Here is a 12479-nt window from a genome sequence, read left to right on the forward strand (position 1 = left end):
TTATCATAGGTGCAACAGATGTTTAAAAAAGTGAACACAGCCTTGCTGGGGCTGGCTTTGGCGATGGGGATGTCTTCCGCCAATGCCGCAGAAGCAAAGAAAGTCGACGTCCTGCTGATCGGCGGCGGCATCATGAGCACCACCCTGGGTGTGTGGATCAATGAGCTGGAACCGAGCTGGTCGATGGAAATGGTCGAGCGCCTCGACGGCGTCGCCCTGGAAAGCTCCAACGGCTGGAACAACGCCGGTACCGGTCACTCCGCCCTGGCCGAGCTGAACTACACCCCGGAAGACGACAAGGGCAACGTAACGATCCCGAAAGCCGTCGAGATCAACGAAGCGTTCCAGGTTTCCCGTCAGTTCTGGGCCTGGCAGGTTCAGCAAGGCGTTCTGAAGAACCCTCGCTCGTTCATCAACACCACTCCGCACATGAGCTTCGTGTGGGGCGATGACAACATCAAGTTCCTGAAAAAGCGCTACGAAGCTTTGCAGGCGAGCCCACTGTTCGCCGGCATGCAGTACTCCGAAGACCCGGCTGTGATCAAGAAGTGGGTCCCGCTGATGATGGAAGGGCGTGACCCGAACCAGAAAATCGCGGCCACCTGGAGCCCGCTGGGTACCGACATGAACTTCGGCGAAATCACCCGTCAGTTCGCCGGTTACCTGCAGACCAAGCCTAACTTCGATCTGAAACTGTCGAGCGAAGTACAGGACATCACCAAGAACGCCGACGGCACCTGGCGCGTCAGCTACAAGAACCTGAAAGACGGCACCAAGACTGAAACCGACGCCAAGTTCGTGTTCATCGGCGCCGGCGGCGGTGCCCTGCACCTGCTGCAGAAGTCCGGTATCGAAGAAGCCAAGGAATACGCTGGCTTCCCGGTAGGCGGCTCGTTCCTGGTGACCGATAACCCGGCCATCGCCGAGCAGCACCTGGCCAAGGCCTACGGTAAGGCTTCGGTTGGCGCGCCTCCGATGTCCGTTCCGCACCTGGACACCCGTGTCCTGGACGGCAAGCGCGTCATCCTGTTTGGCCCGTTCGCGACTTTCAGCACCAAGTTCCTGAAAGAAGGTTCGTACCTGGACCTGCTGACCAGCACCACCACCCACAACATCTGGCCTATGACCAAGGTCGGCATCAAGGAATACCCGCTGGTCGAGTACCTGGCCGGTCAACTGATGCTGTCGGATGAAGACCGCATGAACGCGCTGAAGGAATACTTCCCGAACGCGAAAGCTGAAGACTGGCGCCTGTGGCAAGCCGGCCAGCGCGTGCAGATCATCAAGCGTGATGAAGCCGCTGGCGGCGTGCTGAAACTGGGCACCGAAATCGTTGCTTCGAAAGACGGCTCCATCGCCGGTCTGCTGGGCGCATCCCCAGGCGCATCGACCGCTGCACCGATCATGCTGAGCGTGCTGCAGAAAGTCTTCAAGGACAAGGTCGCTACCCCTGAGTGGCAAGCCAAGCTGCACCAGATCGTTCCAAGCTACGGCACCCAGCTGAACAACGATCCAGCCAAAGTGGCTGAAGAGTGGGCCTACACCGCCAAGATCCTGCAACTGCCAACGCCGCCGGCGATTGGCCAGGCTGCACCTGCGGCGGCACCTGCTTCGGCTGAAAAGCCACAGGCTCCGAAGGAAAGCGCTGCACGTGACATGGCTCTGTAATTAGACGCCTGACACACGAAGCCCACTGAACCGGTGACGGTCAGTGGGCTTTTTTGTGTGACGAAGCGAACATTATTTGGATCTGACTGGTATCTTGTGGCGGCTATAAACTTACTCAAAATGGTCGCACTGAATTTAGTAACTCAATGGATAAGGGAATATTATGGATAAAGCAACTACTGTGACAGATTTGGATTTCAAGGGTGCGTTCTCTTTATTTTGTACTTTTCTAGTTGTGCTGTGCATCGCAGCATGGGGGGTGCAACAGTTCGCTTTTGAGACAAAAATTTTTGGCGTTGAACTCACCAAACACCTTTCTGACATGATGTCAGAGCATGAGGCCGGAAAAAGCATGTTTGCTCTTTCTATTTATGCATTGGCTGTTTCTTACTTGAGTTTTTTTCTTTCTCTGAAATTCAGGGTGTCAGAAGGTTTTAATCGTTACGTTGTTCTTGTTCCGACAAATTTTTTGATCAGCCTAGTGTTTGTGGAAATGGCGGTAACTCTGAGCGTTATCCTCATGGTGCCCAAAGGTCCAATCCCTGTTTGGTCCGCGCTGCTTTATCTCGGGGGCAAAAACCTTGCTCTTGCGGTGTTTCTAATGTCTTCACTAGCAGTGATTAATAAAGACTTTTCAAAGCTTGCAAACGGGGTTGTTAAATTTTTCGTGTCTGCACTTCTTGCAGTTTTGTACTTCTGGGCATTGACGTGGTAATTATGCGGTCTCAGTCCTAACAGATGTAATAAAGCGCCCCGTTTGTAAACTGGCGAGCGGGGCGCTACCGCTATTTAAAATGGAATAACGCACTAGGCCTTGGCGGTAGCCAGATAGTCTCCAAGACGCCGCCCCATTTCCTCCCCCAACGCCTGCAACCCGCTCAGTGGCCGCACCATCACTTCGAACTCGACAATCTTTCCGTGCTCATCGAAGCGGATCATGTCGATGCCTTTCAGCTCTTTCGCCCCGACCTTCGCGCTGAATTCCAGCACCACGTTCAAGCCATCCGCCGTCGCCAGTTCACGGTGATATTTGAAGTCTTCGAACACGTTGAACACGGTGTTGAGGATCATCGAGACCACCGGTGCGCCGGGGTAAGGCGTGTGGGCCATCGGCGAGCGGAACACGGCTTGCGGATCCAGCAAGTTGGGCAGGGCCTTCAGGTCGCCTGTACGGATCATGTCGTGCCAGCGGTTCAGGGATTCGGCGGCGTTGGGGTGCAGGTTCAGTTCGGACATGGTTTTACTCCTGTATTTTTGTTGTTCTTTGCGCGGCGCCCATGACTCTAGATCAAAGCGGCGCAATGGAAACCCTCTGTACCGGTCTGAATATCGACACATGCGCGGGCCGAATCCATCTGATCCGCTTTTTCCTGTTGAATCTGCATCTGTAACCGTCTCAGCCATAGGCCCAAAATAACCTTGCCGTTCGGCCATACGCGACGCGCTTCATTCCGAAGCGCCCGGTGCGCCGGACATTCAGTATTCAGGAGGCCTTCATGGCTAAGATGGCGTTTTTCCTCGGCGGCTTTCTCGTGTTGACCATCATGATCGGTGTTCTGGCCACGATTTCACCGGTCTGAGCTGTCCCGCGTCAGTCGGTTTTTCGCAGGCCGAGACTGGTGCCTGCACAGGATCTGGACTAAACCGGGGTATCCCTTCACTGGAGTACCCACCGTGGCGCCTGTGTCATGGACTCGCTGATCAACGCCGCCGGCCGCGCCCTGGCGGCGGGTGATCCGTTGGCGGCGCTGAATTTCGTGGCTCTGCGTGAAGATCCACCGGCCCTGGCCTTGCGCGGAATTGCCATGGCCCAGCTCGGCGACATGGCGCGGGCCAAGGCCTTGCTGCAGCGCGCGGTAAAAGCGTTCGGCGCCAATGAGCCCTTGTCCCGGGCGCGCTGCGTGGTGGCCGAGGCCGAAGTGGCGCTGGCGGCGCGGGATCTGGGCTGGCCGGTGCAGGCGCTGGAGGCGGCGCGGCAGGTCTTGCAGGATCACGGTGACCGTCTCAATGCGGCACACGCGCGCTATCTGCAGATTCGTCGGTTGTTGTTGATCGGGCAGCTGAATGAGGCTGACGCGCTGCTCGATGAACAGGACCCTGCACCGTTACCCCCGGCCTTGCGCGCCGCCCATGAACTGATGTCAGCCGGGATCGCGCTGCGGCGTGTGCAGGCGCACAAGGCGCAATCGGCACTGAAACGTGCGCAACGGGCGGCGCGGCTGGCCGATATTCCGGCGCTGCTGGCGGAGATCGAACACGCCCGGCAAAACCTCGCCGCTCCCGCCGCCCGATTGCGCATTGCCGGTGACGTGAAAACGGTCACGCTCGCACAGGTCGAAGCCTTGTTTGCGTCTGCGACGCTGGTGGTGGATGCCTGTCGCTACAGCGTACGCGGTTCCGGCATGACGGTGTCGCTGGCAACCCGACCGGTGTTGTTCAATCTGCTGCAACTGCTCGCTGAAGCCTGGCCCGGGGATGTTCCGCGAGAGACGCTGATCGCCAGGGCCTTTCGTTTGAAACTCGATGATGAATCCCACCGCGTCCGTTTGCGGGTCGAGATCGGCCGGCTGCGCGCCGCACTGAAACCGTTGGCCGGAATCAACGCGACTTCCCGTGGCTACGCGCTGGTCGCGCAAGACGTGGCGCTCCTGACGTTACCCCTCGAAGACAAGCACGCAGCACTGCTGGCCCTGCTCGCCGACGGCGAGGCGTGGTCGAGTTCGGCACTGGCGCTTGCGCTGGGCAGCAGTCAGCGCCAGATACAACGGGCCCTGGAAACCCTGGCCGCGCAAGGCAAGGTCCAGGCATTCGGTGTCGGTCGTGCATGTCGCTGGCTGACCCCGCCGGTGCCGGGTTTCGCGACGATCTTGTTACTCCCGGTGTCGTTGGGTAATGGCTAGGCTGGACTCACCACTCAACGAGGCAACCGGCATGAAACAGGCAAATGCAGAAATCCTTCGTGAATATGGACCGTTCGAAGGCATCCACGGCGTCCATGGTGTGACCTTCGATGGCCAGCAGGTCTGGTTCGCCAGCGACGGCCAGCTCAATGCGCTGGACCCGGCCAGCGGCGAAACCGTGCGCACGATCAAGGTCGGTGCGGATGGCGGTACCGCGTTCGACGGCAAGCATCTGTATCAGATTGCCGACCGGCGTATCCACAAGATCGATCCGGCTACCGGCAAAGTGCTCCATACCATCGCGGCTCCCGGCGGTGGTGGCGATTCGGGCATGGCCTGGGCCGAGGGCACGTTGTGGGTCGGACAGTATCGCGAGCGCAAGATCCATCAGATCGACCCGGAAACCGGCAAGATTCTTCGCACGCTGGAGTCCAACCGTTTTGTCACCGGCGTGACCTGGGTTGACGGTGCGCTGTGGCATGGGACGTGGGAGGGCGATGAAAGCGAGATCCGGCGTGTCGATCCGGGCAACGGCGAGGTGCTGGAAAGCCTCGCGTTGCCCAGCGGCATCGGCGTTTCGGGGCTGGAAGCCGATGGCGGTGAACGCTTCTACTGTGGCGGCGGGGATACCAGCAGTGTACGGGCGGTGCGCCGGCCGAAGTGAGTCAGGGCGCGCCGAACAGCATCGTCCAGTACACACCGTTGTCACTGCGGGCATCACTGGCAAAACCGGCGCCGACCTGGGTGAACATCGGGTTCATCAGGTTGGCGCAATGTCCCGGGCTGGCGAGCCAGCCGGCCATCGCGCTGCCGGGAGAGCTTTGCCCGGCGGCGATGTTCTCGCCGATCTGCCGCCCACGGTAACCGGCGGATCGGGCACGGTCGGCCGGCATGTCGCCGTCCGGGTCCTGGTGAGCGAAGTAGTTGCCGTAGGCCATGGCCTTGCTGTGGCCCTGGGCAGCTGCGCCGAGGGACGGGTTCCAGCTCAAGGGCCGGGCGGCGGCGAAACGCTGGCGTCCGCACATCCGGGGCCGGGCGCGGGCCGCGTTGACTTGCGCCAGCAGGGCCTTGCCGACGCTGCGGTTGTCGCCCACGCGACTGTCGATCACCGGCCGCGCCAACACCACTTGCCATTCACTGCGGGCGCGGCTGATGCCGATGTCGGCGTACTGCGCGTCGATCAGTGCGCTGCAATGTTCGTCCTGCAATTGATCGAACGCCTCTTCGGCATCCTCGGCCCCGACAATGCGGATGCTGCGCACGGCCACCGCCGCATAACCGGAAGACTTCAACTGCTCGCGCAACCCGCCGCCGTAGCCATAGCCGATGGGCAACGCAATATTCTGCTTCAGCGCCAGCGGCGCCAGGCGTTGTGCCGCACGCCGGTCACAGCGTTGCGGATGGGCGCGCAGGTCATTGATGGCGGCCGCCAGTTGTCGTTCCGCGCCGGCATGGGCGGAGGGGGCGAGCAAAGGAGAGAGGATCAACAGGCACAGCGATACGAAGCGAGACGAACGAACGGCGTGGCGCATGGGACGCAGGACTCTGAAAAAAGACAGCGCTGACAGGGAGTTAACCGCGAATGCGGCGCGAGTAGGACTGGCCTTTCTACACTTGGTTCACGGGGCGCCCATGGCTTTGTCCGGACGCCGACGAACTGCGCAGTGGCCGCTCACCGGTTCAACACTTCCTTCATCCATTGCAGGTATTGCGGGCGCTCGGAAATCGAATTGTGCGTCGCCTCCGGCACCTCTTTCAGGGTCGCCACGCCATCCGGGAAATTGCGCAGCAGACGTTCACTGCTGCCCCGTAGCACCACCTCGTCATCTCTCGCCGCCAGCAGCAGGGTCGGCGCGCGGATATGCTCGGCGTATTTACCCGATTCGTAACGCTCCTTGAGTAGCCATTTCACCGGCACCCACGGGTAATGCCGGACGGCGAGTTCCTGGAGGCTATTGAAAGGCGTGACCAGAATCAGCCGGGTCACCGGCCGCTGACTGGCCAGCCGCACCGCGACGCCGGATCCAAGGCTGCGCCCGATCAGCGCAATCTGCGGATGCCTGGAAAACACCTGATCGAACAACCCCAGGGCGTCCCGGGCAATCGCCTCTTCGGACGGCGAACCGCCGCTGCCGCCAAAACCGCGATAGTGCAGCAGGTAAATCGCGTAGTCGGGAAAGGCCTCGGCAAAGGCCGGCAGATTGCGCGAAACGTCCTCTGCATTGCCGCCGAAGTAGATCAACGCCCGCGCCCCGGAATGCTCGCGGACACTGACGCGGATGTCCGCATCGGGCATGGTCAGGGTCATCCGCGATTCCGCCGAATCCATTGAGTCCGACTGCGGAAAATAGATCAGCGAGCGCTGGAACACGAACAGCGCTGCACACAGGATCAGGTACAGGGCCAGCAGCAAAGCGACGAGTGACATCAGGATTCTGGACATTCGACTAACTTTAACGGGGCGTGAGGGTTCGCCCATGCAGTGTAGTTGAGCCTTCCCCGGTGACCGCCGCCGCACACAAGGTGCAACAGATCCACCCGACAGAGAAGCCAGCATGAGCCACACTGAGGGCTATTCCCGCCGCCGTCTGCTCGAGCTGGCAGCGGGGATAACGACCGTTTTCACGTTTGACCGGGCGTTGGCTGCCGCCACGTCGTCGAGTGCCCCAGGAGGCCAGACCATGCAGACCCGCGCCATCCCTTCCAGCTCCGAGTTGCTGCCGTTGGTAGGGCTGGGCACCTATCGCGGCTTCGACGTCGCTCCCGGCGAACCGGCCTATAAACAATTGCCGGCGGTGCTCGACGAGTTGTTCAGGAAGGGCGGCACGCTGATCGACAGCTCACCGATGTATGGCCGCGCCGAAGAAACCACCGGCGAGCTGTTGTCGATTCACGAACCCCGTTCACCGGCGTTTCTGGCGACCAAGGTGTGGATCCGCGGGCGCGAGGAGGGCATCGCGCAGATGGAAAACTCCTTTCGCCTGCTGCGCACCGACCGCATCGACCTGATGCAGATCCATAACCTGCTGGACTGGCAGACTCATCTGCCGACCCTGCGCGAATGGAAGGCGCAGGGCCGCATCCGCTACATCGGCATCACCCATTACACGCCCTCGGCCTACGAGGAAGTGGAAGCCGTGTTGAAGGCCGAACCGCTCGACTTCCTGCAAATCAATTACGCCCTCGATGACCGTGGCGTGGAAAAACGCATCCTGCCGTTGTGTCGCGAACGCGGGGTGGCGGTGATCTGCAATCGGCCGTTTGGCGGCGGCGGGCTGCTCGCACGGCTCAAAGGCAAGCCGCTGCCGGGCTGGGTGTCGGACGTGCAGGTGAACAGTTGGCCGCAGCTGGCGCTGAAGTTTTTGCTCTCGAACACGGCGGTGACTTGCGTGATCCCCGGCACCGGCAATCCGCGTTACATGGCCGATAATGCCGGCGCCGGGTTCGGGCCGATGCTGACGGATGCGCAGCGGCAGCAGTTGATTGCGTTGTTTGGTTGAACGCTCAATTCAAACCAGACGTTGCTCAGGAAACAGATGCTCCTTGAGGAAGTCGATGAACACCCGCAGTTTCAACTGCGGGTGTTTGCCCGAGGGCCACATGATCCGGTAGACCCCGGTTTCCACACAGTCCGGTAGTACGCGCTGCAGACGACCGTCAGCCAAGGCCTCGCCAACGCAGAAGTCCGGCAAATAGGCGATTCCCAAGCCTTGCAGAGCAAAGCAGATGCGCGCTTCGAGGTTGTTGCAGACCATCGAAGTCGGCACTTGCAGATCGACTTCCTGGCCGGCTTCGCGCAACGGCCAGACCTGCAGTTTGCCGGTGTTGGGAAAACGAAACTGAATGCACGCATGGCTCAGCAGGTCGGTGGCTTGTTGCGGCACACCATGGGCATGAAAGTATTCCGGGGCGCCGACCAGGATCATCCGATAGCTGCCGATCAGGCGCGACGTGAGGCTGGAGTCCGGGACATCGCCGGCACGCAACACTGCGTCGTAGCCTTCCTCGATCACATCGACGCGACGGTCATCGAACGTCAGGTCAAGGTCCACCGCCGGATAGGTTTTCTTGAAGCGGGCCAGCACCGGCAGGAACGGTTCGCCCACCAGCGGCAGGCTGATTTTCAGGCGACCGCGCGGAGTCGCGTTGGTCTGGGAAAACTCGACTTCCGCCGCTTCTATCTCGGCGAGGATGCGCAGGCTGCGTTGCAGAAACCGGGTGCCGTCTTCGGTCAAGGTGACGCTACGCGTGCTGCGGTTGAACAGGCGCACACCAAAGCGTTCTTCCAGGCGGGCGATGCTTTTGCCGATGGCCGACGCCGATACACCCAGCAGACGCCCGCTGGCGACAAAGCTGCGGGTTTCCGCCACTGAAACAAACACGTTCAACGCAGTCAGGCTGTCCATCACGACTCTCGAATTCACCGAAGGCGATCAATTTACCTTAGTCATTGCGGAACAAAACGTCCGCATATAACGGAGTGGCGACCTACTTAATCGGCACGGGGCATGGCTTCTATCATCGGCGCCACAGTCCTCCACCGAGTTCATCGCCATGTCCGACACAATGCAGCGCTGGGAAATTTCCGCTTTCGGCCTCGACAACCTCGACCGCATCCAGGCCCCGATTCCGGCCCCGAAAGCCGGAGAAATTCTGGTCAAAATCGACGCCGTCTCACTCAATTATCGCGACACCCAAGTGGCAGAAAACGGCATGACCGCCGCGCTGAGGTTTCCCTTCACGCCAGCGTCGGACATGGCCGGCACCGTGGTGGCGGTCGGTGAGGGCGTGACCCGCTTCCAGATCGGCGAGAAAGTCATCTCCACCTACATTACCAACTGGATCGACGGCAATCCCAAGACCTGGGCCGAGATGCCGACCCAGGGCGGGCCGATTCCGGGCATGCTGGCCCGGTACGTCGCGACGCCGGCTGACTGGTGTGTGCGGGCGCCGAAGCACCTCAGTGCGGTCGAGGCCAGTACCTTGCCGATTGCCGCGTTGACCGCGTGGATGGCCCTGATCGAACTGGGCCACCTGCATGCCGGGCAAACCGTGGTGGTGCAGGGCACTGGCGGTGTATCGCTGTTCGCCGTGCAACTGGCGGCGGCCAGCGGTGCGAAGGTCATCGTCACCAGCAGCAGCGACGCCAAGATTGATCAGGCCATTGCGCTGGGTGCCAACCATGGCATCAATCGCACCACCACACCCGACTGGCACACCGCTGTGCTGGAGCTGACCGGTGGACGCGGTGCCGATCACATTCTGGAGATGGCCGGCGGCGACAACCTCGGGCGTTCGCTGCAGGCGGTGGTTCCCGGCGGCCGGGTGTCGATCATCGGCCTGCTCGACTCCGACGAACTGCGCACACCGATCATGCCGTTGCTCGGTAGCCGCGCATCGATCGTCGCTGTAGCGGTCGGGCCGCGCAGAGCGCTGGAGGATCTGGTGCGGATGGTCGATCACCACGGCATCAAACCGGTGATCGATGCGACCTATACCTTCGATCAGGTGCCCGAGGCGTTCGCCCATCTCAATCGCGGGGCGTTCGGCAAGGTTGTGGTCGATTTCAACAAATCCTGAGTACGACACCACTCAACTGTGGGAGCGGGCTTGCTCGCGAAGAGGGAGTGTCAGTCGGCAACAATGTCGCTGACCCACCGCATTCGCGGGCAAGCCCGCTCCCACAGGGTTTGTGTAATGGCCGTTATCAAGTGCCTGCTACAGGGTTTTGTATTGCCAGGTAGATTTTCTTTCCTGATGTGATGAGTGTTTATGAATCGTTCCCCCCATCCCATGTCCGTCATGCCCTTCATCATTCTCGGGCTGTTCGGTCTGTACACCCTGGAACTCGGCGTGGTCGGCATCCTGCCGCTGATCGTCGAACGCTTCGGCGTCAGCGTCGCCCAGGCCGGGCTTTTGATGAGCCTGTTCGCGTTTATCGTGGCGTTGTCCGGTCCGTTTCTGGTGTTGCTGTTTTCGCGTTTCGACCGTAAGAAAGTGTTGGTCGGCGCGCTGCTGTGTTTTTCCGTCAGCAGCGTGTTCTCGGCCTACGCGCCGAACTATTCGACACTGATGGCGCTGCGGATCGTTCCGGCGATGCTGCATCCGGTGTTCTTCTCGGCGGCGTTCGCCGCTGCGATTTCGCTGTACCCCAAGGAGCGCGCCACCCACGCGACGACGGTGGCCTTCATCGGCACCACGCTTGGGCTGGTGTTCGGCGTGCCAATCACCGCGTGGGTCGCCGGGCGTTTTTCCTATGAGGCGTCGATCCTGTTCTGCGCCGTGGCGACCTTGCTGGCCGGGCTCGGCCTGTTGCTCAGGCTGCCTCGGCAAACGGCTGCGCCAGAGAGCTTCGCCAGCCAGTTGTCGATTCTGAAAAAACCTGCGGTATGGCTGGCGATCATCGCCACTGTGCTGGTGTTCACCACCAAGTTTGCGGTGTACAGCTACGCCGCCGAGTACCTGAAAAACCAGACCGGTCTGGACGGTGAAACCATCAGTTTTCTGTTGGTGATCTTTGGGGTGGGCGGGGTGCTGGGCAACCTGCTGGCCGGTCGCATGTTGGCGACGCATCTGGTGGCGACGGCTTTGCTGTTTCCGATCCTGCTGAGCATCGCCTACCTGATTCTGGCCACGTTCGGCAGCGCATCGCTTGGCTCGATGCTGTTGATCGTTCTGCTGTGGGGCGCGATTCACACCAGCGGCATGATCATCACTCAGATGTGGCTGACCAGCGCCGCGCCCGAAGCGCATTCGTTCGCCACCAGCCTGTATGTCTCGGCGGCGAATGCCGGGATCGCCCTCGGTTCGTGGATCGGCGGGGTATTCATCGACACCTGGGGCCTGCCGGGCACGATCTGGTGCGGGTTGCTGTTTGCGCTGTTGTCGTTGCTCACGATTGGCGCCAGGGCGATGTTCTACGGCGGTCACCAAAAGCGCCCCGACCTGCGCGGTGCAAGCGCCGCTTAGTGCGCCTTGCGCAAGGCGGCGATGAAGGCCTGCAGCGCCGACGACATCTGTCGGTTGCTCGGGTAATACAGGTAGAACGCGGGGAAGGGTGTCGACCACTCTTCCAGCAGCGCCACCAGTGCGCCGCTGTCCAGTTCATCCTTGATCCATTCACGGATCCACACCGTGATGCCCAGTCCATCCAGCGCCGATTGCATGGCAACGGCGCAGTCACTCACCACCAGTGAGCCCTTCACGCTCAACTCGAACGGCAGACCGTCGCGGAAAAACCGCCATTTGTACAAACCGGTTTCGCCGGAGCGGCGCCAGTTCACGCAGCGATGGTCCAGCAGATCGGCCGGTTCTTGCGGATGGCGCTTTCCCTCAAGGTACTGCGGCGAGGCGATGGCGATCTGGGTCAGGGGTTCGCTGAGTTTGAGTGCGACCATGTCTTGCTCGATGAACTCACCGAGACGAATCGCCGCGTCGTAACCCTGGGCGACGATGTCGGCGGTGCTGTCGTCGGTGGTCAGTTCGAGCTTGATGTCCGGGTAGGCGGCCTGGAACGACGGCAGGATCGGCTGGATGAAGTGCAGCATCGCCACCTGCGGCGCGCAGATGCGCAGGGTGCCGACCGGCGTGTCGCGGTAATTGTTGAGCTGTTCCAGCGCCGCATCCAGGTCGGCAAAGATCTCGCCCAGGCGTTCGAACAACCGGGTTCCGGCCTCGGTGGTCGAAACACTGCGTGTGGTGCGATTGAGCAGGCGCACACCCAGGCGTTCTTCCAGACCCTTGATGGTCTGGCTCAGCGCCGACGGCGAAACCCCCAGCGATTGCGCCGCGCGGGAGAAATTAAGCTCCCGTGCTACGGCAAAAAACGCCCTGAGATGACCGAACTCTTGATCGCGCATTATGTATATCCAGCTTCACAATGTGTGTAGGTGTTTGGGCATTCTAAATAAA

The 12479-nt window shown here is 60.9% G+C and carries 12 protein-coding genes; 7 read left to right on the plus strand and 5 right to left on the minus strand.

What is annotated here, in order from left to right; genetic code table 11:
- Positions 1–18 precede the first annotated feature (18 nt).
- Both mqo and AC07NR_RS19910 read left to right on the plus strand, forming a co-directional pair.
- Positions 19–1668 (plus strand): malate dehydrogenase (quinone), encoded by a 1650-nt coding sequence (gene mqo, locus AC07NR_RS19905; protein WP_085708677.1) that lies wholly within the window; start codon positions 19–21, stop codon positions 1666–1668.
- A 163-nt stretch (positions 1669–1831) separates the two neighbouring features.
- Positions 1832–2383, plus strand: a complete 552-nt coding sequence (locus AC07NR_RS19910) for a hypothetical protein (RefSeq protein WP_495079239.1) — start codon at positions 1832–1834, stop codon at positions 2381–2383.
- Positions 2384–2475: 92 nt separating this feature from the next.
- Here AC07NR_RS19910 and AC07NR_RS19915 read toward each other — a convergent pair whose 3' ends face one another.
- On the minus strand, positions 2476–2904 hold the full coding sequence (locus tag AC07NR_RS19915; RefSeq protein WP_495079240.1) for a nuclear transport factor 2 family protein: 429 nt from the start codon (positions 2902–2904) through the stop codon (positions 2476–2478).
- A gap of 452 nt (positions 2905–3356) precedes the next feature.
- Here AC07NR_RS19915 and AC07NR_RS19920 point away from each other — a divergent pair, with 452 nt between their 5' ends.
- Positions 3357–4568, plus strand: coding sequence for a helix-turn-helix domain-containing protein (locus AC07NR_RS19920; protein ID WP_495079241.1), 1212 nt, complete (start codon positions 3357–3359; stop codon positions 4566–4568).
- Between the two features lie 31 nt (positions 4569–4599).
- Positions 4600–5232, plus strand: coding sequence for a Vgb family protein (locus AC07NR_RS19925; protein WP_305837845.1), 633 nt, complete (start codon positions 4600–4602; stop codon positions 5230–5232).
- A gap of 1 nt (position 5233) precedes the next feature.
- Here the strand turns inward: AC07NR_RS19925 and AC07NR_RS19930 are convergent, their stop codons facing one another.
- Both AC07NR_RS19930 and AC07NR_RS19935 read right to left on the minus strand, forming a co-directional pair.
- On the minus strand, positions 5234–6100 hold the full coding sequence (locus AC07NR_RS19930; protein ID WP_305837843.1) for a CAP domain-containing protein: 867 nt from the start codon (positions 6098–6100) through the stop codon (positions 5234–5236).
- A gap of 140 nt (positions 6101–6240) precedes the next feature.
- Positions 6241–7011: an alpha/beta hydrolase gene (locus tag AC07NR_RS19935; RefSeq protein ID WP_495079242.1), complete on the minus strand. Its 771-nt coding sequence runs from the start codon at positions 7009–7011 to the stop codon at positions 6241–6243.
- A gap of 112 nt (positions 7012–7123) precedes the next feature.
- Between AC07NR_RS19935 and AC07NR_RS19940 the strand changes: the two genes are divergently transcribed.
- On the plus strand, positions 7124–8068 hold the full coding sequence (locus tag AC07NR_RS19940) for an aldo/keto reductase (protein ID WP_495079243.1): 945 nt from the start codon (positions 7124–7126) through the stop codon (positions 8066–8068).
- Positions 8069–8077: 9 nt separating this feature from the next.
- Here the strand turns inward: AC07NR_RS19940 and AC07NR_RS19945 are convergent, their stop codons facing one another.
- Positions 8078–8974 carry a LysR family transcriptional regulator gene (locus tag AC07NR_RS19945; RefSeq protein ID WP_305837837.1) on the minus strand — a complete coding sequence of 299 codons (897 nt, stop codon included), beginning with the start codon at positions 8972–8974 and terminating at the stop codon, positions 8078–8080.
- A 148-nt stretch (positions 8975–9122) separates the two neighbouring features.
- On the opposite strand from AC07NR_RS19945, the gene AC07NR_RS19950 reads away from it, so the two are divergent.
- Together AC07NR_RS19950 and AC07NR_RS19955 are read left to right on the plus strand one after the other, a co-directional pair.
- Positions 9123–10148, plus strand: a complete 1026-nt coding sequence (locus AC07NR_RS19950; RefSeq protein ID WP_305837835.1) for a zinc-dependent alcohol dehydrogenase family protein — start codon at positions 9123–9125, stop codon at positions 10146–10148.
- 192 nt (positions 10149–10340) lie between these two features.
- A complete protein-coding gene (locus AC07NR_RS19955; protein WP_085708668.1) occupies positions 10341–11537 on the plus strand; it encodes an MFS transporter in 1197 nt (398 codons plus the stop codon).
- On the opposite strand, the gene AC07NR_RS19960 is transcribed toward AC07NR_RS19955, so the two are convergent.
- Entirely contained in the window at positions 11534–12427 is an 894-nt protein-coding gene (locus tag AC07NR_RS19960; RefSeq protein WP_495079244.1) for a LysR family transcriptional regulator, read from the minus strand. The genes AC07NR_RS19955 and AC07NR_RS19960 overlap by 4 nt on opposite strands.
- Between the last annotated feature and the right edge of the window lie 52 nt (positions 12428–12479).

Source organism: Pseudomonas sp. GW821-FHT09C09, from assembly GCF_059418105.1.